This window comes from Lysinibacillus sp. NPDC059133 (assembly GCF_042755925.1).
Classification (GTDB): Bacteria; Bacillota; Bacilli; order Bacillales_A; family Planococcaceae; genus Lysinibacillus.
In genome coordinates, this window is the sequence record NZ_JBHZDH010000024.1 from 25,731 (window position 1) to 50,723 (window position 24,993).

At 34.6% G+C, this 24,993-nt stretch carries 23 protein-coding genes, 2 pseudogenes and 2 riboswitches; of the genes and pseudogenes, 4 read left to right on the forward strand and 21 right to left on the reverse strand.

Going from position 1 to position 24,993, the window contains the following annotated elements:
• Positions 1 to 41 precede the first annotated feature (41 nt).
• From gcvPB to ACFXN8_RS14110, 16 genes are all read right to left on the reverse strand, one after another.
• Entirely contained in the window at positions 42 to 1,505 is a 1,464-nt protein-coding gene (gene gcvPB, locus ACFXN8_RS14035; protein ID WP_386845894.1) for an aminomethyl-transferring glycine dehydrogenase subunit GcvPB, read from the reverse strand.
• The gene (gcvPA, locus tag ACFXN8_RS14040; protein ID WP_386845896.1) at positions 1,498 to 2,844 is read right to left on the reverse strand and encodes an aminomethyl-transferring glycine dehydrogenase subunit GcvPA; all 1,347 of its coding nucleotides are present in this window, start codon (positions 2,842 to 2,844) and stop codon (positions 1,498 to 1,500) included. Before gcvPA ends, gcvPB begins: the two co-directional genes overlap by 8 nt.
• A gap of 25 nt (positions 2,845 to 2,869) precedes the next feature.
• Positions 2,870 to 3,973 carry a glycine cleavage system aminomethyltransferase GcvT gene (gene gcvT / locus ACFXN8_RS14045; protein WP_386845898.1) on the reverse strand — a complete coding sequence of 368 codons (1,104 nt, stop codon included), beginning with the start codon at positions 3,971 to 3,973 and terminating at the stop codon, positions 2,870 to 2,872.
• A gap of 275 nt (positions 3,974 to 4,248) precedes the next feature.
• Positions 4,249 to 4,341, reverse strand: a riboswitch (glycine riboswitch).
• A gap of 144 nt (positions 4,342 to 4,485) precedes the next feature.
• Positions 4,486 to 5,001, reverse strand: coding sequence for a shikimate kinase (locus ACFXN8_RS14050; RefSeq protein ID WP_376075839.1), 516 nt, complete (start codon positions 4,999 to 5,001; stop codon positions 4,486 to 4,488).
• A 19-nt stretch (positions 5,002 to 5,020) separates the two neighbouring features.
• Complete coding sequence (locus tag ACFXN8_RS14055; RefSeq protein ID WP_376075840.1) at positions 5,021 to 5,221, reverse strand: hypothetical protein; 201 nt, start codon at positions 5,219 to 5,221, stop codon at positions 5,021 to 5,023.
• A complete protein-coding gene (comGF, locus tag ACFXN8_RS14060) occupies positions 5,199 to 5,624 on the reverse strand; it encodes a competence type IV pilus minor pilin ComGF (RefSeq protein WP_376075842.1) in 426 nt (141 codons plus the stop codon). The genes ACFXN8_RS14055 and comGF overlap by 23 nt, the downstream gene beginning before the upstream one ends.
• Positions 5,617 to 5,934, reverse strand: coding sequence for a hypothetical protein (locus ACFXN8_RS14065; RefSeq protein ID WP_376075843.1), 318 nt, complete (start codon positions 5,932 to 5,934; stop codon positions 5,617 to 5,619). The genes comGF and ACFXN8_RS14065 overlap by 8 nt, the downstream gene beginning before the upstream one ends.
• On the reverse strand, positions 5,927 to 6,367 hold the full coding sequence (comGD, locus tag ACFXN8_RS14070) for a competence type IV pilus minor pilin ComGD (protein ID WP_386845901.1): 441 nt from the start codon (positions 6,365 to 6,367) through the stop codon (positions 5,927 to 5,929). Before comGD ends, ACFXN8_RS14065 begins: the two co-directional genes overlap by 8 nt.
• Entirely contained in the window at positions 6,367 to 6,705 is a 339-nt protein-coding gene (gene comGC, locus ACFXN8_RS14075; RefSeq protein ID WP_376075847.1) for a competence type IV pilus major pilin ComGC, read from the reverse strand. The genes comGD and comGC overlap by 1 nt, the downstream gene beginning before the upstream one ends.
• Positions 6,706 to 6,715: 10 nt before the next feature.
• A complete protein-coding gene (gene comGB, locus ACFXN8_RS14080) occupies positions 6,716 to 7,789 on the reverse strand; it encodes a competence type IV pilus assembly protein ComGB (RefSeq protein WP_386845903.1) in 1,074 nt (357 codons plus the stop codon).
• On the reverse strand, positions 7,767 to 8,786 hold the full coding sequence (gene comGA, locus ACFXN8_RS14085; RefSeq protein ID WP_386845905.1) for a competence type IV pilus ATPase ComGA: 1,020 nt from the start codon (positions 8,784 to 8,786) through the stop codon (positions 7,767 to 7,769). The genes comGB and comGA overlap by 23 nt, the downstream gene beginning before the upstream one ends.
• 579 nt (positions 8,787 to 9,365) lie before the next feature.
• Entirely contained in the window at positions 9,366 to 9,512 is a 147-nt protein-coding gene (locus tag ACFXN8_RS14090) for a hypothetical protein (protein WP_376075853.1), read from the reverse strand.
• Positions 9,513 to 9,539: 27 nt separating this feature from the next.
• Complete coding sequence (locus ACFXN8_RS14095) at positions 9,540 to 9,740, reverse strand: hypothetical protein (protein ID WP_386845907.1); 201 nt, start codon at positions 9,738 to 9,740, stop codon at positions 9,540 to 9,542.
• A 304-nt stretch (positions 9,741 to 10,044) separates the two neighbouring features.
• A complete protein-coding gene (locus ACFXN8_RS14100; RefSeq protein WP_376075856.1) occupies positions 10,045 to 10,650 on the reverse strand; it encodes a DUF6037 family protein in 606 nt (201 codons plus the stop codon).
• A gap of 253 nt (positions 10,651 to 10,903) precedes the next feature.
• On the reverse strand, positions 10,904 to 12,865 hold the full coding sequence (locus tag ACFXN8_RS14105; protein ID WP_386845909.1) for a HAMP domain-containing methyl-accepting chemotaxis protein: 1,962 nt from the start codon (positions 12,863 to 12,865) through the stop codon (positions 10,904 to 10,906).
• 753 nt (positions 12,866 to 13,618) lie between these two features.
• A complete protein-coding gene (locus ACFXN8_RS14110; protein WP_386845944.1) occupies positions 13,619 to 14,221 on the reverse strand; it encodes an HD-GYP domain-containing protein in 603 nt (200 codons plus the stop codon).
• A gap of 144 nt (positions 14,222 to 14,365) precedes the next feature.
• Here ACFXN8_RS14110 and ACFXN8_RS14115 point away from each other — a divergent pair, with 144 nt between their 5' ends.
• The 3 genes and pseudogenes from ACFXN8_RS14115 to ACFXN8_RS14125 form a co-directional block, all read left to right on the forward strand.
• Complete coding sequence (locus tag ACFXN8_RS14115) at positions 14,366 to 15,853, forward strand: AcpB/EbpR/MafR family transcriptional regulator (protein ID WP_386845911.1); 1,488 nt, start codon at positions 14,366 to 14,368, stop codon at positions 15,851 to 15,853.
• A 306-nt stretch (positions 15,854 to 16,159) separates the two neighbouring features.
• A riboswitch (M-box (ykoK) riboswitch) is annotated at positions 16,160 to 16,325 on the forward strand.
• A 253-nt stretch (positions 16,326 to 16,578) separates the two neighbouring features.
• Positions 16,579 to 17,937 carry a magnesium transporter gene (gene mgtE / locus ACFXN8_RS14120; protein WP_386845913.1) on the forward strand — a complete coding sequence of 453 codons (1,359 nt, stop codon included), beginning with the start codon at positions 16,579 to 16,581 and terminating at the stop codon, positions 17,935 to 17,937.
• 665 nt (positions 17,938 to 18,602) lie between these two features.
• Positions 18,603 to 18,905: pseudogene (locus tag ACFXN8_RS14125) on the forward strand (nucleotidyltransferase domain-containing protein); the annotation flags it as partial.
• Between the two features lie 98 nt (positions 18,906 to 19,003).
• Here the strand turns inward: ACFXN8_RS14125 and ACFXN8_RS14130 are convergent.
• From ACFXN8_RS14130 to ACFXN8_RS14140, 3 genes and pseudogenes are all read right to left on the reverse strand, one after another.
• Positions 19,004 to 20,161, reverse strand: coding sequence for a Ger(x)C family spore germination protein (locus ACFXN8_RS14130; RefSeq protein WP_386845915.1), 1,158 nt, complete (start codon positions 20,159 to 20,161; stop codon positions 19,004 to 19,006).
• A 274-nt stretch (positions 20,162 to 20,435) separates the two neighbouring features.
• Complete coding sequence (locus tag ACFXN8_RS14135; protein ID WP_386845917.1) at positions 20,436 to 21,458, reverse strand: alpha/beta hydrolase; 1,023 nt, start codon at positions 21,456 to 21,458, stop codon at positions 20,436 to 20,438.
• A 69-nt stretch (positions 21,459 to 21,527) separates the two neighbouring features.
• A pseudogene (locus ACFXN8_RS14140) lies at positions 21,528 to 21,895 on the reverse strand (ATP-binding cassette domain-containing protein); the annotation flags it as partial.
• A 112-nt stretch (positions 21,896 to 22,007) separates the two neighbouring features.
• Between ACFXN8_RS14140 and ACFXN8_RS14145 the strand changes: the two are divergent.
• Positions 22,008 to 23,363, forward strand: coding sequence for a transposase (locus tag ACFXN8_RS14145; RefSeq protein WP_386845919.1), 1,356 nt, complete (start codon positions 22,008 to 22,010; stop codon positions 23,361 to 23,363).
• 96 nt (positions 23,364 to 23,459) lie between these two features.
• Here the strand turns inward: ACFXN8_RS14145 and ACFXN8_RS14150 are convergent, their stop codons facing one another.
• Together ACFXN8_RS14150 and ACFXN8_RS14155 are read right to left on the reverse strand one after the other, a co-directional pair.
• Complete coding sequence (locus ACFXN8_RS14150) at positions 23,460 to 23,831, reverse strand: GntR family transcriptional regulator (RefSeq protein ID WP_386845921.1); 372 nt, start codon at positions 23,829 to 23,831, stop codon at positions 23,460 to 23,462.
• Positions 23,832 to 24,531: 700 nt separating this feature from the next.
• On the reverse strand, positions 24,532 to 24,681 hold the full coding sequence (locus ACFXN8_RS14155; RefSeq protein ID WP_386845923.1) for a hypothetical protein: 150 nt from the start codon (positions 24,679 to 24,681) through the stop codon (positions 24,532 to 24,534).
• Positions 24,682 to 24,993: the final 312 nt, after the last annotated feature.

The following is a 24,993-nucleotide window of genomic DNA, read 5'->3' on the forward strand; positions in this document are numbered from 1 at the left end:
AACAAGTACGAAAATACTCATTGGACGCCTTATACAGTGAATTATGCTTTTTGATAGCGAAGCACAGGTGTACGAGCAGCACGTGTTTCGTCTAGACGAGTTACGACTGTTGTATGTGGTGCTTCTTGTACGATTGATGGGTTTTCTTCTGTTTCTTTTGCAATTTGAATCATCACATCGCAGAATGCATCTAATGTTTCTTTAGATTCTGTTTCTGTTGGCTCAATCATTAATGCCTCTTCCACATTTAATGGGAAGTAAGTTGTTGGTGGATGGTAGCCAAAGTCTAACAGACGTTTTGCAATGTCTAAAGTACGAACGCCAAGTTTCTTTTGACGACGACCTGATAATACAAATTCATGCTTACAATGACGGTTATATGGTAGATCGTAGAATGACTCTAGGCGACGCATCATATAGTTTGCGTTTAGTACAGCGTATTCTGTTACAGCTTTTAAGCCATCTGGACCCATTGTACGGATATAAGTGTATGCACGTACGTTGATACCAAAGTTACCATAGTAAGGTTTAACACGTCCGATTGATTGTGGACGCTCGTAATCGAAGTGATATGTTCCTTCTTCTGTTCTTACTAAAACTGGTTTTGGAAGGAATGGTATTAAATCTGCTTTTACTCCTACTGGACCTGAACCCGGGCCACCGCCACCGTGAGGACCTGTAAATGTTTTGTGTAAATTTAAGTGTACGCAGTCAAAGCCCATATCACCAGGACGTGCTTTACTCATAACTGCGTTTAAGTTTGCACCGTCATAGTATACTTTACCGCCAACAGAGTGAATAAGCTCTGCCATTTCGATAATGTTTTCTTCAAATAGACCAAGTGTATTTGGATTTGTTAGCATTAATGCAGCTGTATCAGAACCAACTACTTTGCGCAAATCTTCAATATCTACTAAACCATTATCATCTGATTTAACAGTGATAGTTTCAAAGCCTGCAACAGTTGCCGATGCTGGGTTTGTACCGTGAGCAGAGTCAGGAACGATAACTTTATTACGATGGCCTTCACCGTTTGCTTCATGGAAGGCACGAATCATCATTAATGCTGTCCATTCACCATGAGCACCTGCCGCTGGTTGTAATGTCACTTCATCCATACCTGTAATTTCAACTAATGAAGTTTGTAGATCGTAAAGAAGCTCCATAGCGCCTTGAACTGTTGATTCATCCTGTAATGGGTGAACATTGGCAAAACCAGAAATTCGTGCAACAGCCTCGTTAATTTTAGGATTATATTTCATCGTACAAGAACCAAGAGGGTAGAAGCCAGAGTCTACACCGTGGTTTCGACGAGAAAGTGCTGTATAATGACGCATAATATCAAGCTCAGATACCTCTGGTAACTCCGCTGATTCCGCGCGTACTAAGTTTGCAGGTAGTAAATCTACAAGATCAACCTCTGGTACATCAAGTGCTTCTAAGTTGTAGCCTACGCGACCTTCTTTGGAAATTTCAAAAATGAGTGATTGATTTTCGTTATGCATTAAGAGCCCCCATTTCCGCAACAAGTGCATCAATTTCTTCCTTCGTGCGTAATTCTGTTACTGCGATTAGCACATGATTTTTAAGAGAGTCATATGTTTGACCTAAAGGATATCCACCGATGATCCCTTTATCAATTAAGCTTTTATTAATTTCTTTCACACATTTATTTGTCTTCACAACGATTTCGTTAAAGTGAGCACCTTGGAATGCTACTGTGAAGCCCGCCGCTTCAAAGGCATTTTTAGCATAGCGAGTTTTCGCGATATTTTGCGTTGCCATTTCACGAACGCCCTGTTTACCTAGAGCAGTCATTGCTACAGAAGCAGCAAGTGCAAGAAGTGCTTGGTTCGAACAAATATTAGACGTTGCTTTATCACGACGGATATGTTGTTCACGTGCTTGTAATGTTAAAACATAACCACGACGACCTTCACCATCTACTGTTTCACCAACAAGACGGCCTGGAACTTTACGCATGAGCTTCGTTGTTACGGCAAAGAAGCCACAGTGTGGACCACCGAATGCTTCAGAAATACCGAAGACCTGTGCATCCCCTACACAAATATCAGCCCCTAGCTTACCAGGTGGTGTTAAAATCCCTAGTGCAAGTGGGTTTGAAGAGACAACAAATAAACTTTTTGCCTCATGCGCAATATCACCGATTACTTGTAAGTCCTCTATTTGACCAAAGAAGTTTGGATATTGTGCAATAACAGCTGCCGTATTGTCATCCATTAATTCCTTTAAAGCTTCTACATCTGTCACACCATCTTTTTGTGGAACAGTAACAATTTCAATGGATTGACCATATGCATATGTAGCAACGACATCACGATACTCAGGATGAACCGTTTCAGATACTAAAATTTTCTTACGACGTGTATGTCCAGCTGCAAGCATACCCGCTTCAGCTAATGCTGTTCCTCCATCGTACATAGAAGAGTTTGCAAGATCCATACCTGTAAGCTCTGCAATCATCGTTTGGAATTCAAAAATTGCTTGTAATTCCCCTTGTGAAATTTCTGGTTGGTATGGAGTATACGCTGTGTAAAACTCTGAACGAGAAATAACATGGTCCACGATAACCGGTTTATAGTGGTTGTATACGCCTGCACCTAAAAACGATACGTTAGCATTTGTATCTTTATTTTTCGCAGCCATTGCCGTTAATTCTTTTAATAAAGCTGATTCAGATTTCGCTTCTTTAATATCATATAGGCCTTTAAAACGTACTTTTTCTGGAATATCCCCAAATAACTCATCAACTGAGGATACACCGATTACGTCTAACATTTCTTGTTTATCTTGCTCCGTCATAGGTAAATAACGATGTTTCATAAATGTAGGTCCCTCTTTTCAAATATTATTTTGAACGTTTGTAAAACGGTGTTTCAACTGTTACTACCTTTAAGTGCTTACCACGGATTTCGATTTCCAATTCAGTTCCGATAGTTGCGAATTGGCTGTCAATTAATGCGTGACCAACATTACGTTTAGAAGAAGGAAGCTGTGTACCTGTTGTCACTTCACCGATTTCCTGACCATCCTTCAACACTTTATAGCCATGACGAGGAATTCCTTTATCAATCATTTCAATGCCAACAATTTTACGTGACAGCCCATTTTCTTTTTGTGCCACTAATGCATCATGACCATTAAAATCCTCTTTATTTAACTTCACAGCAAAACCAATACCAGCCTCAAGAGGTGAAATTGTCGCTGATAGCTCTTGCCCGTATAATGGAAGACCTGCTTCAAAACGAAGTGTATCTCGGCAGCCTAAACCTGCAGGAACTACACCTTTGTCTTTTCCAGCCTCTAAGATTTTACTCCATAATGCTTTAATATCTTCTGGAGAGCCGTATAGTTCAAAACCATCTTCTCCTGTGTAACCGCTACGAGATACTAACGCTTTATGACCAGCAACTTCAACATCTGCTTGGAAACGGAAATATTTAATCGTTTGTAAATCAGTATCTGTTAATGTTTGAAGAACTTCTTCTGCTAATGGACCTTGAAGGGCAATTTGTGCATAAGCCTCTGATTGGTTGTCGATCGTCACATCATATTGATGTTGATTTTCCATCATCCACTCATAATCTTTTTCAATATTTGACGCGTTCACGCATAGTAAATAATGATTGTCTGCTAATTTATACGTTAATAAATCATCGACAACACCACCATCTTCATAGCACATTGCATTATATTGCGCTTGACCTACTGCAATTTTGGAAATATCATTTGTCAAAAGATTTTGTAAAAACTCTAGTGAATTAGGTCCAGTTACTAAAATCTCCCCCATATGTGATACATCAAATAAGCCAGCACGATTACGTACTGCATCATGCTCTTCTTTAATAGAAGAGAATTGCACTGGTAATTCCCATCCACCGAAGTCAATTGTTTTTCCGCCATGTGTTGCATATTCTTCAAATAGAGGTGTACGTTGTAATTCGTTCGTCATTGTTTTTGCTCCCTTATTGTTCGTTACATTTTTACTGATAGTAGTTCGTCTGTTTTTTTATTTGTACAGTCATGCTTTCCCTGTTTGTTCATCAAAAAGAGGAACTAACAACATTAGGTAAAACATTTAGACATAAAAAAAGACAGACGAACCCCTTTTCGGGATTCTCTGTCCTTGCACCTGAAAGTTACACCAGACTGGCTCGCATACCTACAATGCCAATCAGCCGGCTTTCCCCTTTGGTGGCTGTTGTACTACAGCTCTCTCCAGAGTTGCGTCTTATACGAGTCCTTTTACCTGAGAGATTCATAACTTTTTGTTACTTGCTCCTTCGGTGACGTCTACACGTGCTCTCCCCGTACAGTCATCCGCCCAAGTTTCAACTTGGTACTATTTAGTATTCAATGAACATTAAGTAACTTATTTGTCTATATCCTAACATTAATTGCATTGAAAAGGCAATCATTTTTTAATTTATATTAAAACACGAACATTTTAATAAATCTAATGTATCATAGTTCGCCTTTTAGCCTTTTGACTTGGAATGCTAAATACTCAAGAATTTGACGGATTGTTCTCCCCTCTGTTAACACTTGTATATGCCCTACTTCACGATAGAACTTTCTTCTGTAATGATACAGCTGCTCTAACTCCTCTTTCGTCGAGCTCTGTACAATCGGTCTGTTCGGATCATGCTGTATTCGTTTGTAAATATCTTCGAATGTCGCATCTAAAAAAAACACGAGTCCACTGCGCCTCATTATTTTTCGATTTTCAGCATTGATTGCAACTCCACCACCAGTTGAAATAATACAAGCTTCGTCTCGGAAATTTTTCAAAAATTCTGTTTCTATTTCTCGAAAACGTGCTTCTCCATATTTTTCAAATATCTGTGGAATTGTCATACCCTGCTGCCTAACAATCTCATGATCCATATCATAATATGGCATCTTTAACAAATAACTTAAACGCCTTCCTAACGCACTTTTCCCGCAGCCCATAAAGCCCACTAAATATATTTTTCGCATTCGAATCACCTTCTTATAACTACGATTCTACACTGTCTGACAAAATTTGTCCTAATAAATTTACCGTAGCTCGAACATTCAGCTTTTCTAGGCCATCGTATGTTCGAAACTGAATCTCATAAGACGTACAATACGTAAGAACAAAAGTAGTTACAAAAAATAATAATGCAATTGCGATTAAAAAAATAGCCCCTCTGTCATTTTTCAATAACTGGAACATAGAAAGTTCGCTCCTTTTTGATACCACTTGGAAGTTCAACAGCTACTGTTAACATATCTTTTTCATATTGGAACTGGCATTTATTAATACCAATTAGCATTGGTACATGACCACCATTTACTTGATCACGAATAATATTGCTATAACAATCAATATGATGAATAGTATCTGCTGCCTGGAAGGTTATTCTCTTTTGATCTTTCCGAATCGTAAATGATGAAACATCATTTACATACATATTCAAATCATAAACAAAAAGCTCCCACTTTGATTGCTCATCAGATAACACCGTTATTTTCATTTCTGCAAACCAAAGCATGATGAACACAACAAGATGGGCAATAAACACAAAAACAACTAATTGAAATAACGCTTCTAATAATGTATAGCCTCGCTCATTCATCGACTTCACCTGTCAGTTGTATACATTTTTTACGTAATTCTCGGGTATTTTGAAAGCTTACGCATATCCCTTGTCCATTCAAAGACCACTGAAATTCTATATTTTCAATTGTTTTAGTGCCTTCCGTTTGCTGTAGATAGCGATATTGCTTTAAGCCTTCATAGGCCGTTTCAGCTGCAATAACTTCCAACTTCTTGTTATAAAGAGTCGTTTTCATCGTATAGCTAATTGGTATTAATGTCGTGCATAATAACATGACAATGACTACTGATAATATTGTTTCCACAAATGAATAACCAGATTCATTCAACCCTCGATCTCCCTCGTCCTAATGTAATCACAACCTTTTTATTGCCTTGAGGCGTTTTAAAATAAACAGTCCCTGGCGTCATGACGTTTCCATTATAGTTGTATATAATCGTGTAAATTGAACTCGATGCAGGCATAAACTCAACCCCTTTCGGAAAAGGGCGTTCATATAATTCTGTAAAAATATCCTTTTTAATAATGTATCTCTTTGATGAACTCTCAAACTTCATCGATATATATTCCCTTTGATGCATACTATAAGTTTGGATATATTGGATATCTAATTGAATTTGCGTAAAAAATTGCTCAAGCTCCCTAGTCTCCGCTGCTTTTAACGAATACTTGACGACAATCGCTGACAAACACATCACGATAAACAATACCATTAACATTTCAACAAACGTATAGCCACGCTCACTTTTAATAACATCCATCAGTTACTAGAACCAGTATCGGTAGAAGTTTTCGCCAATCGTACCTCCCCATCCTTAGTTATCATAATCTCTTCTTTATTAGGGCAGGTCGTTTCATTCTTCTTCAAATAGCCTTTCTCTACCAAATCTTGAATTGTTGGATAAGCCATAAAATCTACTCGATACGCCTCTACCTGCCCTTGCACCATGGACACATAGGCTTTACAGCCCTTCTCATCGACAGTAGCAAAATGTTTTGTAACATTGGGGATTGTAATTAATATTAATATGGAAATAATCAGAAGAACAATTAACATTTCTATCAATGTAAAACCCGCTTGCTGCTTTATACGTTTCATTATTATCCTCCTATACTAGTTCAATCATGTGATATATTGGCCATAATAAACTTACATATGCAGCAACTATGCACATCGCAATAATGATAAAGAAGGTAGGCTGCACAAAAGCAAGGATTTTATGCAGTAGTTGCTCTTGCTTTTCCGTCAATAATTCGCTGTACAGTACTAGCTCTTTTCCTAAATAACCACTTTGCTCTCCATGTTCAACAAATGTCGAGAAATCCTTCTGCCAAACTGTCATCAACTTAACAGCTTGTGTTAGCGTATCACCAAAAACAACACGATCTTTTATACATCGCGCTAGATATTGTAGAAACGGTTGAAGTTGCTGCTCCTCCAAAATTTGTAGACTTGCCTGTAAAGAAAACCCACTTTGTAGCAGACTACCTAAATAAGCAGCAAATTGTCTCGTCAAAGACATTCGTATATAAAACCGAATCAAAGGAGTTTTTAAGATAATATTTAGCTGGCGAGCAATTGGACGTCGTTTGAGATAAAGGTAAAAAATCAAAATGCTACAAAACATCACTATGCCTGCGAACATTAAAGCATCGGGAAGATGCAATAATGCCTTTGACAAAGCAATGCTTGTCTCCTCTGCCCCGGCAGTTCGACTTGTCACCATTTTTTCTATATTAGGAAAAAATACGGTGCGAAATACTAAAAACAACAGCAACAAAAATAGAATGAGTACTACTGGATACAAGAGCAGCTTCATTAATTTTTTCTTCATCGTTTCACTCAAAGTCATTTGCTTTGCCACGCCTTTTAACGTCTCAATCATATGTCCATTGTTTTCTGCAACTGTAATGGCTAATAAATGCTGTTTTGGAAGTTGTAATGCTTCAAACACTCCTGAAACACCGACTCCTTGTCTCAGCTTTGCATTGATTAACTTTTGTATGTCTTCATGCGCTTCAATATGATGAGGTAATAGTATAGAAATAGCCTGCGGGAATAAATAACCTTCCTGCATTAACACACTTAATCGACTAAAAAAATGAGCTTGCTCCCTTACTCGCCATTTTGTTGCCTTATTGTAAGCCAACAAAATGCTTTCAATAAACTTTCGTATTCGCATAGTGCTGACTCTCTATTACTTCTTTTTGACCTGCAAGTGTTAAATTATGTGGTAGCTCATAGCTAGTTTTTTGCATAATTGCTTTGATGGCCATTTGAAGATGGACATCACTTAATATTTCAAACAAAGCACGGCGTTCTTCCTGTATTTTTGGTGATTGGAATAGTGTTTGAGCAACAATGCCTACCACAGTTTGACGAAGTTCTTCTATTGATACACCCAAGTCAAGAAATCGATAAAGGCAGTTTACCGAATCCTTGGCATGAATGGTCGAGACCACTAAATGACCTGTTAAAGAAGCCTCAATTGCGATTTTTGCAGTCTCTTTATCACGTATTTCCCCAATCATAATAACGTCAGGTGAGTGGCGTAAAATAGCCTTTAAACCTGCAGCATATGTAACGCCAGCTCGTTCGTTTACTTGAATCTGCAAAAGATTAGCCTGGTTATTTTCTACAGGGTCTTCTAAAGAAATGACATGACGATTTAGCTCTGTCGAACAAAAATGGATAAGAGAATACAAGGATGTGGACTTACCAGAGCCTGTTGCACCTGTGAAACATAAAAGTCCCTGTTGATGTTTCACTAGTTCCATCAACATGTTCGCAGCATATTTAGAATAAGATAAGGAAGTAAGTGGGAATGCATGATTTTGTAGAAGTAGACGGATAATTAGGCTTTCTTTTAAAAATACGGAGGGAAGTGTCGAGACACGAAAGGCATATTGATCTTGTTCCATAGCTTTTTGGAAGGAGCCGCTTTGGGGTTTTCGCCGCTCGCTAATATCTAATGCCGCTGAAAATTTATAAAAGGAAATCATTCGTTCCGCAAGATCGTTTGGTAACTCACCTGCTTGGAGGAGCTTATCATATTTGCGAAAATAAATACGATATCGCACGCTTTCTGGAACTAATAATAAATCTGATGCACCGAAATGATAGGCTTTTAGTAAAAGTTGCTCACATTTTCGTTCAACAACCGTTTCAAAATTCTGCATATTCGCACCCCTCTTCTGGTTTATTCGAATATGACCGCTCTATTCGTTAGTTCCTAGTATAGATAGGAACCTGTCGCAAGAAAAGCCCTTTTCTTAAATTAAAAATTTGCTATAAAATTTCCTGCCAAACTTTTTTTTTTTGCGATAAAAATGTGGATAGCTTGCTAATTTCCACTAAATAAGAACATAAACTTAAAAAAATATCAAAACAGGTTAGAAACGAAGCTACATGCGCAAAATAGCCAACTATCCGAAAAAAGTCTCAGATAGTTGGCCATTCGTTGTACGTATTTATCCGCGATATCTGAAATATATGCTGAACTTCCGAAAATTGGTTCACCTAACTCAATAAAAGCACAAATACTTTATCTGGTTTTAGAAAGATAAAAAGGCTTTAGTTTTTTCTTTTCTGTACTTTTTTTCTATATTCATACTTTTTTTCACCATTTATCATTGATAAAAAATATTTTTCTTTAAGGCTCATTAATAAAATAGTATCTTTTTTTCGATAATATCTTTAATTTTCATAAAAGTTTTACAATCCCTTATTAGATTCTTTAGCGTTTCATTACTAAACATTTAGAATATTTTTCGCTGATAAATAGCCGTGGTAATTCCCCATAAAATAGCATAGATATAGCTAATCGGTATTAATGTCGTGCATACTAACATGACAATGACTACTGATAAAATCGTTTCTACAAATGAATAACCAGATTCATTCAACCCTCGATCTCCCTCGTCCTAATGTAATCACAACCTTTTAATACCTTGAGGCGTTTTAAAATAAACAGTCCCTGGCATCATGACGTTTCCATTATAGTTGTACATAATCGTGTAAATTGAACTCGATACAGACATAAACTCAATCCCTTTCGGAAAAGGGCGTTCATATAATTCTGTAAAAATATTCTTTTTAATAATGTATCTCTTTGATGAACTCTCAAACTTCATCGAGATATGCTCCCTTTGATGCATACTATAAGTTTGTATATATTGGATATCTAAAATTTGTGTAAAAAATTTTAATGGAAAATTTTAGGAATAACCAAGAATGATACTATCAAGAAATTTGGTATCATTGATTGAAATGCTAATGGTATTGTTTATCGTTATGTGTTTGTCAGCGATTGTCGTCAAGTATTCCTTAAAAGCAACGGAGACTAGGGAGCTTGAATCACAAAAAAGAGACCATTTTGGCCTCTTTTATTTTGCTCACTGTTTGTCTCGATTTTAGTTACTATGTAATTGTCCACCATTATCTATAGTAATTTTGGATTATCGTTGGATCATCTTTCTCTTTACTTGGATCAGTTGAGTAAAGGAAACTAAGTTCTTTTATGTCTCCTAATGCAATATAAAGATTTTTTCTTAATAATTGAGTTTTTTCATCATTGAATGGACTACGTCCACCAGTCTTCATTACCCCAAAACAATATTTTTTATTTGGATCTGTTGGATCACTAGATATAACATAATTTGATAATGCGGCATTTTTATCACTATCATCTTTTCTTTTTTTGTTAAAAATAGTCGGAATGTTGCTGCCAAGTGCTTTATATAAACGTTGAAGGGCATCACTTACACCGCCTTCATGGTAAGGGATGTGGAAATAATTTCTAATGTCTTTAGATTTTCTATCAAGCCCATTTACATTTGCCCACGCCTCAAATTTATCTGCTACATCTTCAACGCGTAAAAAGACTAATTTAACAAGCGCGTGTTTTGGTTTATCTTTTTGATCAAAAACTTTCACTATTACAAAATAACTTTTTCCATTATAGCTAAAATCAAAAATATCAAAATTTTCCCCTTTTGATCTCATATCATCTCTCAATGATCTCAGATTAACTAAAGCACTCATTGGCGGTCGTCCCCCATTTCTCTTGATACGTTACAAGTATAGTTTATCATGTAGGATTTCTTTGGACAAAACAAAATAAAAAGAGCCCTCTCGGACTTAAACTGTACCCTATAAGATAGACACTTTGAAAAAAGTCTATCCTATAGTTAAAAGTACCCTATAAGATAGACACTAAAAAGTTTATCTTATAGGGTACTTTTATTTATATGCAAAACAGTAGAAAATGTAAAAAAGAATGTTATATCTGATTCTGTTAATATTTAAATTGGCTAATGATCTGTTTTAATACGTCTGCCATATGCGCAAGAGCTTGTGCAGAAGCATTAATCTCTTCCATCGAAGCTAATTGTTCCTCTGTAGACGCTGCAACGTCTTCTGAAGCAGATGCATTACCTTTAGCTGAAAATGCCAAATCCTCCGTAATAGCTGTCACCTCTTGTACACTTGCTGACATCTGTTCAGATGCAGAAGATACCTCTCCCATTTTAGGAGTTATTTTATCCATGCTTGTTTTAATCACTTGGAATTTCGCGATGGCTTCATCCGATACATGTAGTCCATTTTGAACATCCTCTGTAACTTTTGCCATGATGTTTACAGATTGTTCTGTTTCTAATTGAATACCATTGATTAGTTCAAAAATTTGCTTTGCAGATTCCTGCGACTGCTCCGCTAGCTTTCTTACTTCATCAGCAACAACTGCAAATCCTTTTCCATGCTCCCCTGCTCTTGCTGCCTCAATCGCTGCATTGAGAGCAAGTAAGTTCGTTTGATCTGCAATGCTTGTAATCACATCTAAAATGGACGTAATTTGCTGAGAGCGTTCATGTAATGATTGAATTTTCGTGTTTGAATCGGTCACCGATACATGAATAGACTGCATTTGATTTTTTGTATCCTGGACTGCCTGTCCACCTTCATTTGCTTGTAGCGTTGCATGCTGTGAAAGATCGGTCACAGTAGATGAGATCTCCGCAATATGAAGAATGGCCTTAGAAAGCTCTTGTAACGATTCTGCATTCTTATTCGCACTTGTCGTTTGCGTGTCTGCGCTCGACGCAACATCTTGAATTGAAATGGCCACTTTTTCTGTAGCAATGCTCGTTTGATTAGCATTGGCTGTTAGCTCTTCTGCCGACGAGGCTACCTCTTCGGCATTTTGTTCAATTTTTTGAATAAGTATTCTTAAACTGTCTTGCATATCGTTAAAGGCTTGTCCTAGCTGTCCAATCTCGTCATGAGAAGTAACTTTCACTTTTTCTGTTAAATCACCTTTACTAATAGTTACTGCACTATCCTTTAGTAATCTAATCGGTTTTATAATGGCCTTCATGACAAAAAAGAAAACAATCGAACTGATTACAATCGCAACGATTAGTACAAGCAACGTTTTATATAAAATGGATGATGCTGATTGATTAATTTCCTTCGCGAAAATTGTTCCAGTAATTTTCCAATTTGTCAACTCCTCCGTTGTAAAGAACAAAATACGGTCATCCCCGTCGAAGACATAATCATATGTGCCAGATTCACTGTCGTACATTTGATCGAGGAAGCTCTCGTTTAATTCCTTACCTGCTTCTAATGTAGGATGTGAGATGACCAAATTATTGTCACCAAAAATAGAAGAATAACCATTTTTTCCTATTTTGATTGAATTTGCGATTTTTTGAAGGTCTGTCAATTTTATATCAAGTGCCATTACTCCAGATTGATCTTTTACCTGTCGAGCAATTGTCACGACCATATCCCCGGTTTCTGCATCCATATAAGGATTCGTTATTAGAGTTTCACCCTTTAAAGCTACAGCCTCTTTATACCAATCTCTTTCCAAAGGATTATAATCCGCAATATGTACTTCTGGTTTTGAGATCATTGTTCCCTCATTTGTACCGATATAAATGCTTAATACATCTGGATTCCTCTCCAAATATTGATGAAAATTTGTTAATATTTCTTTTTCCTGCTGTTCATACTTAGAAGAGTCCAGATCCTCGCTAAAAACAGTCATGTCGTTTATTTTTTCACGTAACTTATCATCAATTAGTGTATTTAAAATTTTAACACTTTCATTCGCACTAAAGAGTATTTCGTTTTTTATCGAATCTTTTGCTGAAAGATACGATAAACTCCCTACAGTTATAACAGGAATTAGTAAGGTAAAAGCAAATAATGTGTACAGCTTCCCCCTAAAGCTTCTAAATATTTTTTTCAAAACAGTTCTCCTTTTGTCTTCATTAGTTTTTAAATGTGTTTTTTGTTCTTTTTAGACTAAAAAAGAATGCTGCCCCTCAAACCTTCCCTACATCCCCATTTCCAACATTACCTTTTGGAATACTAGTTTCCTCACCATACTTGATTAGAGTCGCTTTAATTTGTAAAACAATGTTTATTGTTTTGTTACTAGGTACATAACTATCCGATGTTTTTTCTATGTACTTATTAAGAGCTGCTTCTTAGGGTTTAAGTATAAAAATAGAAGTGTTGAAGATAAATGGTCTTTTTGTAATGCAAAATTAGGGAATAAATAAGTGGATTCTAATATATCATCTAAAATATTTTTAAATTCTTTAATGACTTTATATGCAAATATTTCTTCTCGCTGATTAAAGGTAGTTTTTTCTCAGGAGGATATTTATCTCTATAACTGAATCTTTTAATTACAATTGTTATAAAGATCTTTTCATTATTTGAAAAGAAAATTGTTAAAAAGTTTCTTGTATTTTCAATAAATAATGATATCTTTTTATACACAGGTGTATTGATATTGAATGGAATCGTAGAATTTTCAACATTCCGAATATTGGAAATTCCGAAAAAGACTCCCTTTATATAAAAAAATACCATTTCTACTCGGTTATTCGTATATTCTACCTTTGGATTATTATCCATATTAAGTAGATTTTGTTACTAAATATAAGTTTGGCATGTTAAGGGTTCAACAAATTTTAATTTTTCAAAAACTATTTTATAGATTAGCTTGTTTCATAACATTTAAATATATATAAAAATTCATGATTTTAACCCACGAAGAATATATTTTTCGGAAGGTTTTTACTAATTCGGGATCGAATTGATTTCCCTTCCTTTCAATAATTCGATTATATGCTTCTTTTGGATCTATTGCTTTTCGATACGACCTCGTAGAAGTCATTGAATCAAATGCATCTGCAATAGAGACAATTCTTGCACTTAAAGGTATCTCGCTTCTTTTTAAACCATCAGGATACCCACTACCATTCCACTTTTCATGGTGTGAACGAATAATAGAAAAGTCGACATCGATGGAAGGAAACATTTTTAATAAATCTACGCCTATTTGAGGGTGCGTCTTTATCACATCATATTCTTTTTGAGTGAGAGGATAGGTTGTTTTATTTAATATTTCATTTGGAATCCCTATTTTACCTATATCATGTAGTAAACATGAATTAAAAAGTTTGTTAAGGGCATCTTGATCATATCGTTTTGTTTCTTTAGCTAAAATCGTGGCATATACAGCCACCCTTTCACTATGTTCCTTTGTATATGTATCCTGTAACCTTAAAAGATCTTTTATCAAGATATTCATCAAGATATTCATCTCCTTTAACTATTTAAATATAAAAAAATGTTATCAAACCCAAACCAATATTTCATTTCAAAAAATACCTCACAATCGGAATAATTTGAAATGTACCAAATGAATTTTGTTAACTAAGGAAGGAATACAATAGTGCGCTTACTTTTGAATAAAAACTTACTCAGACAACTACAATTTTTAGAGAAATTATATGAAAGGGATGGATGGATTACTTTGAGTGTGATAGCTCAAGCACTCAATTGCTCTGAAAGAGTTCTACGTGATGACATTAAGTTAATAAATACAGAATTTAAACCCTTTCAAATTCAAACATCTCAAAATGGTGTTATGCTTACCTATCCAAATCATTATTCTGCAGATTTTATTTATCAAAAGGTATTATCTTTAAGTCCAGAATTTTTGTTCCTCGAACGCATATTTTTTGAAGAGAAATACGACATTGAAACCATAGCAAATGAGTTATTTCTAAGCTCTTCCACTATGAGACGGATTATTGCTAAATTGAATACTTTTTTAAATAAGTATGAAATACAAATCGTAACAAACCCTTGTAAAATAATTGGGAACGAACAAAATATTAGATCTATTATGGTTCATTTTTTTTATGAGAAGTATGGTGTAACTTATACCCCATTTGAAGACACACAAATCAAAGTATTGGATAAATTATTCCTCCATGTAATGCAAGCAAATCATATTCAACCTAATTTCCCAGACTTAATTAGAATTAAAAATTGGACAATGGTAAATGTGATTCGATTAAAGAATCATCACAAGAAAATTGTTCCAGAACATTTTCCAAATCATTTAGATCTAAGCATTTTTGATAACACATTGTTTTGTGAATGGTTTAAAGACACTTTTAATCTTGAATTTAACAAAGAAACTGTTCAACAGCTCTTTTCTGCTTTACTTAATAATCAATATGCCTTCAACTACGAAACATTAGAAAGAATGATTCAACAAAAAATAAATAAAGCATGGATAATTGTCCCTAAAATCGACTCTTTTTTGCATTGTCTCGCAACCAAATTAAATATACCCATTCAAAATAAAGAAAAAGAAAAGATAATTTTGGAATTATATAATTTGCAAACCATGAATTATGGTCGAAGTTTTATTTTAAATGATAAAAGACGTTTATTTTCAGAACGTTTTTCTCATGAATTTTCATACTTTGTATTGTTTTTAAAAGAGGAGCTAACGAAATTTCAATTTCATAAGGAATTTAAATGGACTTCGAATTTTTTTACGGAAACGTTATACATATTGATTATAAATTGGGGACACTTATTGAGTGCATTAAAAAGTAAAGTTCCGATACTTCATGTAGGAATATTTTGTGATGCAGACATAGAACACACTGAGTTCATACAAAATATAATGGTATATCAATTTGGACATTTAATTAAGCCATTTATAATTGAGGAATTAAATCTAAGTACTTTCAGAGAGGTTTCCAAAAATTATGACTTAATTATCACGAATATTTCAGGGTTAAAAGATATATCCGCTCCTTTAATTTGCGTTAATACAATTCCTTTGTCACATGATCTGAATAAAGTACAAAAAGAAATTTTCACTTTAATTCATTTGAAACTTTCTAAAGAGTTTGAATAAGTAAGTGATTTAAGAGTTCCTTTTGTGTAATGTAAGCCAACAAAGGAACTTATTGATTTATTTTTCATTTAATCAGAGTTACAGAAATCAGCAATTCTAACATCTGATAGCTAAAAAAATCCTGTGATATACAGAATCTTTTCGTGTTTAGCAGACGGTATATATTTAAATAGGAGACAAAGTCATAAAAAAATGAATCCAATTCAATAGCTACTTAAGACAGAGATACTAATGTGTAAAAATATTAAATCATTTATAAAAACATTGACTTTTCAAAGATATTCTTATAGAGTGAAATTTCAAACAAAACATCCTCGTTAGGTGAGGCTCCTGTGTAGGAGATATGCTACTGCCCAAAAATGTCGAAAGACGCCAATGGGTCAACAGAAACCATCGACATAAGGTGGTTTTTAATGTAGCTGGCTTTGTCCTATGCCACACAGTGCTAAAGCTCTACGAATGGAGGAGCACATTTGCTACATTTATTTGTAGTGCAATCAATGTAGGTTTATAGTACCGTGTAAACACCTTCATTCGTTATGAAGGTGTTTTATTTTTCTGTGAGGTGAGGAAAATGGATGACTATTCAGAACCAAACTCGAAATGTTATAAAAATGAACTAAATACAAAGAATATTTATGAGGAATTTTAAATTATCTTTCTTAACTATTGCTTTATCGTTGAGAGGAATTTTGTTTTTGTTTCTCAATTAAGGAGTGGTTAAAATGATTAAAAACATGACAGAAAACCAAATAACTCTTCAAATTTTCAAGTCATTAAAAGAAGGGAAACAGAAAGAATTTCAAGCAATATTAAAGGAACTCCAACCTTATGATATTGCACGGATTTTTGAGGGGTTACCAGAAAAACATCATACACGTTTCTTATTGTTTCTTACTTCTGTACAAATCGCTGAACTCATTCAAGAGCTTGAAAAGGTACTCCAATTAAAAGTTCTTAATAAATTAGGGATTGAAAAATCAGGACAGGTAATGAATTTAATGGATAATGATGATTTAGCTTCATTATTAGAAAACCTATCTCCTGATAAAATTGAAGAACTTCTTTCAGGTATGAAACAAGAAGAATCAAAAATTGTTCAAAATATCATGAACTACCCCCCTGAAACTGCAGGACGAATAATGACAAACCGTTTTGTGTGGATTCCTCAACACTTTACTATTCGAGAATCAATTGATAAACTCAAAATTTTTGCAGAGTTCTCAGAAACGATTAACTATTTATATGTAATTGATAATGATAAAAAATTAGTAGGTGTTGTATCCTATCGGGATTTAATCATAAGTAATGAATTTGAAAAAATTCAGGATATTATGTATAGCAGAGTAATCTCCGTTTCTGCTGAAACGGATCAGGAAGAAGTTGCTCGTGCAATAGAACGTTATGATTTTTTATCAATTCCTGTTGTAGAAAAAAATAATGAATTAGTAGGAATTGTAACAGTTGACGATATTATTGACGTTGTGATCAAGGAAGCAAATGAAGATATTGAAAAACTTTCGGCATCTGGTAAAGCCATTGATTTTGACACGAAGGCACTCGTGGCTGCATATCGCCGACTTCCCTGGCTTATTTTACTTTTATTTATCGGATTAGTTTCAGGGACCATTATTAGTGGTTTTGAGGAAACATTATCCAAAGTTGTTGCACTTGCCTTCTTTATGCCGATGATTGCTGGGATGACTGGAAATACAGGCACTCAATCGTTAGCTGTTGTTGTAAGAGGTCTAATCACTACAGATACAAATAAAAGAGTAGTTTTTAAACTTATTATTAGGGAACTTAAAGTTGGATTGATTATTGGCATTACCTGTGGAATATTAATCTCGATTATAGCCTATATTTGGCAGGGAAATCCGATTTTAGGTTTAGTTGTTGGTAGTTCATTAGTTGTGACTCTAATTATTGGGACTTTAGCCGGGACCATTATCCCACTAATATTATATAAATTCAACATCGATCCGGCAGTGGCCTCGGGTCCATTAATTACAACACTAAATGATATACTATCCTTACTTATTTACTTTGGCATTGCAACAATGTTTATTTCAAAATTGATGTAGAAAATTCACTGCTCTCCTGGTGGTATTCTTTAAGCTTTATCAAGATTTGTTAAGCAAATGGGTGACTATAACTCAAAAAGGACTGCCTAGCTTCAAGAACCTTAAATAGAATAGCGCTTGATTTTCAACAATCAAGCACTATTTTTGAATAAACCTTAGATTTAAAACGACTTTATTGTTATTAGTGAAGTATCTTATATTGAAAATTAAACTACTATATTTTAACCCCGTCCTAAAATTAGAACGGGGTTATACATGTTTTTTAGGTTTTTAAATAACTTTATTGTCTTTTTACATAAAGGACATTTAAAAAGTAACTCACAAAAAAATTTCATGAATTTTGAACAAGTAAAGAATAAAAAGAAAGTGTTAACTGAAAAATCAATAAATGTAATTTATACGTCAAGTGGCAATGTCAACAGCTTTCGGTGTAAGATGCAAAACGTAAATAGAGGGATTTTCCATCAAAATAATCTTGTGATTTCAAAGTTATTGTTAAATGTCTTTTTAAAAAGATTCCTTTGTAGGCGTTGGGTACACCAAAGGTATTAATTGAAAGAATATACTAAAAAGTCAATGTTCAAACTAAATTACGTCTTTAATGAAACCTATTAATCCTATTCCGACTGTCTCCAAAACCATACTAAAACCTGCCCCCAAAAGATATGGCAGAAGTCTATTTGCAAAACCCGAAAATTGAAGCTATAATCCTGGCAGGATCGATTTCAAGAAACTTACAGGATGAAAATTCGGACATTGAATTGCATATTTTGTGGTCAACACCACCAGAAGAGGAAGATCGAAAGTTCCCCCATTCAAAAGGTTGATGGAAACATTTTGGCATATCATCCGTATGAAGAGGAAGAGGGTCTGTCCTATCTAACGGGAGATGGGATTAAATTAGAAATAAGCAACTTTTTAACCATAACAGTTGAACGTTTATCTCAGATGTATTGGATAAGTACGAAAATTTAACCAAAAAGGGTTATCAACTATAAATAAGTGATAGTCTTATATACAAATGACTAGGTAATCACATTTTTTTGTGAGCCTGGTCATTTTGTATTTATTCTTTAATTGTTGTTTCAAATGTTTTTCTACCTGATTTTATTTTATCAACTTGAACATTTATTTTTTTAATTGATTCTTTAGTCAAGGGGATTTTCCCGTTATTCTCCAATGCTTTCCATGCTTTTACGTTGTTTCGATAAAGGTATTCGGATAAACGATAAATATCAACGTCTAACTTCAATCCTGCTTCGTAGGTTGCCTTTATTTCCTCTTTAACTTTCTTAATAACTTCCTTACGTATTTCATTTTCTGTTGCCTTACTTTTGAAACCATTAAGTATAACATCGACTTTAATATCAACCTTAAACTGTACTTGATTGCCTTTAATAATTGGTTTAACATCAAAATATTTTTTTTCAATATCTACTGTTAAACTTTTATTACTGTCTAATTTAAAGGTTAAGTCTCCTCTATTCTTTTTATTCTGCATCCAGTTAACACCTCTTGCGGTATCACCTTTAATTACCCCCCTAAATCCATCTTTTGAAAGTATTCCTATCCCCTTAATTGTAGTCTCTTTTGAAGGGTGCTCTTTTGTTGTCTCCCAATTTTCATCAATCGAAACCAAAGGTAAACTAACTTCATGACTAGGTTCATTTAAACCAATAACAAGATTCCTTAAGCTAACGGGTTCTGTAAATACTTCTAATTTCCGGATGTTTAATGGATGACTTAATTTAGAATCAATTAATGGTTTATTTAAAATAGGTGTTATCAAAAGAATTTCTTCTAGAGAGTCTTGAGTAAAGTGAACATTTATCTGATATCTTGTTTCTCTAAATCGCGAAAAAGTATCGAAAACTGAAATAACTTCCTCGTGTTTTAAAGCCTCTTCTGTAAATATCAGATAGGTCATATGTCCCCAAAATACTTCTTGATCAATGGAGCGATATAATTCATAAATAGCTTCTTCCATAGTTTCCCCTTTAGCATATCCAATCTCTGCAGGTGCTTCACGAGCATAAGGTGTTTCAGATTTTGCTATGTCTTTAAAGTTAATTAATTGTAGATAAACTTCATATTGATTGTCTTTAAAATCCACCCCGACCCCATTAACATAGTACATTCTTTGGGGTTCTATCTCATCCCAACATCCAGATAGAAGAGGGAGTGTTACGGTTAATATAAAAAAGCCCTTAATTGTCCTATTCATTTCTCTCCACCTTAAATATCAATACATATTTTATTTAGTTTGGCAAAAATGAAGAGAATTATAAATAAAAGGGTCTTTTAAAAAATTTTAAGGGAAAGTTCAGTAGATGATTTAAAAAATAAGGTTTTAAGGAAAAGTTATTTTCTAAAAAGAAAAAACCGATTACCTATATGGAAATCGGTTTTAGGTTAGGATATTGATTCAAATTATTAAAAATAAGAAATAATTGGTAAGTGAACTTTTATTCGGGGATAGAAATACTATGTTTATTGGTCTATTTCCCACTATGTTTTTTCAAGAAGGCAATCGTTTTCCCTAGTGTTTGTTCAGCGTGTGTAGTAGTAAAATCAAATTGATACTCATGACCTAGGTCAGTATTTGTTCCGTCAAATAAAACACTTTCTACTTCTACACCATTCATTTTGAGAACATCTATAAGCTCTGTTGATTGTGGGGCTAGTGGATCTGTATCTCCAACTGTCAAAAAGGTAGGTGGGTAATTAGGTGTTACATGTTTAACTGTAGACATCTCATCTAGTCTAGAGAAGGACTTGAAATCTTTTTTTCCTGTATATGCCCAAAATACTGACTGGATACCTTTTTTTATTATTGGAGATGACTGAGCACCTATTTTATCCATGTTATAAACTCCACAGAATAAAAGAGCACCTTTTAACTGTTTTTTATCAACAGTAGGTTGAATATCCATTGATTTTGCTAGAGCTTCATTAGTTATTATCGCAATAGTTTGACTGGCAATTTGAGCCCCTGCTGAATCACCGCCAATAAATAAATGATTCATATTGCCGCCATATTTCGAAACATTGTCCTGTATATATTTAAGAGCTTGGTTAGTTTGTATGATTGGCCCCGGATATTTTTGTCCCGGTGCAATAGCATAGTTTATATTTGCTACAACATATCCTTCATTGGCTAATGCCATTCCATATTCTTGCGTTTGTTCCTTACTACCTGATACAAATGCACCGCCATGTATCCACATGATAACAGGGAGTTCTCCCTTAATATTTTTCGGATAATAAATATCTAAAAGACTATTCTCAACTCCATGTTTATCGTAAATAATATCTTTTTCAACATGGACTTGCCTTTTTATTGTTTCAATATCCTTAGGGGATGCAAAAGAATCAGCTTCAAAAAGCTGCTTGATTATAAAGGTATTAAGTACAGGTGTAAACTGACCAATTATAAATATAAGCAATATAGGAATGACAATAATATAAACTGGAATCATCCATCGTTTTTTTTTCTTATAAAAACTTTTTTTAGTTTTCAAATTGAATTACCCTTACCTCATTACGTATTTATATGAAATTCACTTGACGGAAAAAGAAGAGGGGGGATGCCTATTTAATGGTAAATTGAATTTTTCTACATATTGATAAAACAGTGCATCATCCCAGCTTCTATAGGCTGGACCAACAATTAGCCTTACTTTAAGTTCAACCCTTCAAAAAATACATTTCCATCATATACAAACCCAATACGCTCTTTAATTACTTTTTCATGTATTTTGTAGTCCAACCCAAAAACTTTAACTTTCCCAGTATCTGGCTTCAATAAATTCATTATCATTTTTATTGTTGTCGATTTTCCGGCACCATTTGCCCCGACAAATCCTGTTATGTACCCTTTCTTCACCTGTAAGTCAAGATTTTCAATAGAAAAACCTTTAAATTTTTTGCTTATATTACTTATTTGAGTTAATTTCATAATTCTAATCCCTTTAGCATCAGGGGTTCTGAAACAATAAAAAACGGGCACCTCCCCAAATTCGGTATAATGGTAGCGACGAAACTAACATACTGAATGAGGTGAATGCCCTATGACTATTGTAAAACAAATGAGCCTATTTGACATCCAAGAATTGTTGGAAATGGAAAGTTCCCGTCGTTTTGATACGATTTTTGCCACTTTTGACGTACAACCTATTTTTCAGTTATTTTTAAAAAGAACATTACGTGGTGCCCCACGTGAACTAAACTATGGTGCGATGATCCAATCACTGATTATTCGTATTGTCGAGCGTATTCCAACGATCAAGGATTTAATCAAACGCTTGGTCAATGATCCTTTATTCCGCTTAGATTGTGGTTTTCTTGTTTCAGATGTTGTGCCTTCTGAAGCGTCTTATTCGCGTATGATCGATGTGATTAGTCAATCAGATGTCCTCGATTACATGCAAGATACATTGATTGAAACAGCTTTTATTGAAGGCTTTCTTTGTGATGAGCACCTCGCAATCGATGCCACACATTTCGAATCACGCGATGCAGCGAAGCCTTCTGAGAAAAAAGAGCCTGCACCGCCCAAAAAACGCGGACGAAAATCGAAAGAAGAACGCGAGGATTGGCTTACGAAACAAGCAGAAATCGAAGCCAATCAGTCGACTTATGAAAAGGAAATTAGGCATCAACTTGATACACCACTAGAGACACTGTGGCAAGATGTGCCCATCGAACCGAATTGGGGCATCAAAAAGAACAGTGACGGCAAAAATACGTTTTGGTTTGGCTTTAAAGGTCATCTCGCCGTGACAACAAAGGGGCAATATATCGTTGGACGCCTCATGACATCTGCCAATTTGTCAGATAGTAAAGCCGCGATTCCTCTTTTAAAGAAAGTAGAGAACCAATTTCCTGAACATTTCACGACCGCTATATTTGATGCAGGGTATGATTATGAACCAATTTACCGTCAGCTACATAAGTATCAAATGCGTGCAGTCATTCCCTATAATGTCCGTAATGAAGGCGAATATCTTGAATTTGATGAGAATTTCAGACCGACATGTGTACGTGAACATAGCTACCGTTACGACAGCTTCGATGAAAAGTACCGCACACTAAAATTCACAAGACCAAAGGAATGTGCAACCTGTCCATTACGTAATGATTCCCTCTGTCAGGAGGTTTTCAAAATCAAATGTGACACGGATATACGAAAATTCACGTATCCAGCACGTGACTCTGAACTTTGGAAACAACTGTATAAAGAGCGCACAGCCGTTGAACGTGTAAATGCATACTTAAAGCAGTATTTTCAGTTAAACAACGTCCGTCACAAAACAGGAAGAAAAGCGAAACTTCATTTCAACCTGGTGACGTTTATTTATAATGCCTGCAAATTAGCAGTGGATCGTCTAAATGCTTTATTACAAGTACAAACTCAAGCAGCATAATTTTTAAAAACGTAAATTTTCTTCAAAGGAGCAGTCTAAGCTCTTGAAAAAAGTGATTTATGAAATTGATTCATTTCAATAACATTTTCCATTGCTTCACTCCTCATTTAAAATGCTCAATAATTCTTGTAATTCATTGAGTGACATTCCTATTTCTCTGCTATTTTTGATGACTGCGCTCAACTGCTCCTCAATGACTTTTAGCTTTTTCTCTTTGATTACCTCTAAATTTTGCTCCGCAACAAAAGAGCCCTTACCTACAATGGAATAAATAAAACCTACCTTCTCTAATTCTTCATAAGCACGCTTAGTTGTGATCACACTAATCTGTAAATCCTTTGCTAATTGGCGCATAGAGGGTAATGCTGTCCCTTCCAAGAGGTCACCTGTTAAAATCAATGACTTAATTTGATTTGTAATTTGTTCATAGATCGGTTCCTTTGAACTATTCGAAATAATGATTTGCATGTTAATCCCTCTTCTTCATTTGTTGATTGAGAAAATAATAATCAATTATGCCTCGGCATAATTGCGTCCGGAATCGGCTTTGTACTTAGGCCAGCAAATGTTTTTTGTGCGAAAGCGCAGTGCTAACGTAGCGGCAGCAACAAATGTTTTTTGTGCGCAAGCGCAGTGCCAACAACACGAGGGCCGACACGATGTCGGTCATTTCGGTAATGCCACAGGACGTGACGTTCTTAGACTTAGTTCCTCTATTTCAGCGGGTGTGTTTAGACAACCGCTGAAAGAAGTTAAACCTCTCAATACAACACAATATATATATACTTTATACACATTTTACACATTGCAAAATACATTGCAACTATTTTATTTAACGAGAGGAGTTGAGCTAACTATTTTTAAGTTTAAGGAGTAAAGTAGTAATGCAATTGTTAGTTTTATCAATAGATATAACTCAATCAAATGATTATTAACATTCCAATACATGTAAAACCTGCTTACCGCTCGCTCGTTTCATTCATTGCAATAATTAATACACTTAATCGATTAGTCTGTACAGTGACCGCAAATAAAATGACATGACGATTTATCTCTATCGACAATGATGGATATGGAGAGTATAAGAATGTTGAATTACCGGATTTTTACACAAAAAAATACAAGGCACCTAATTAAAGGACCTTGTAGACTCTAAATAAAAACTATTTCAATTATCAACCATCACTGAAAACCAAACCCGATATTTTCCGGCTTTAAAAGCAAAAATCCCCAAAATTAATAAAGTAGCGAGTACAAAAGCTAGCGTACATCTTGCAGCTTCTGGAATATAATCATTGTTTTCATCTTTAATATTCATATCTATACTCATCTCCCCCTTAATTCAAATATATTACAATATCCTATTCAAGACTTAGAAAAATAGTAAAAGTTGCTTATTTATTTCAAAATTCTGTATATTATAATCCCTCTTCTAGTTCATTCGAATATATCTGCTCTATTCGTTATTTCCTAGTAAAGAAAGGAAGCAGTCACGAGAAAAGCCCTTTTCTTAAAATAAAAATTTGCTATAAATTTTCCTATCAAACATGTTTATTGCTATAAAAATATGATTAACGTGCAAATTTCCACTAAAAATGAACAGTATCTTATGAAAAAGTTAATATTTATG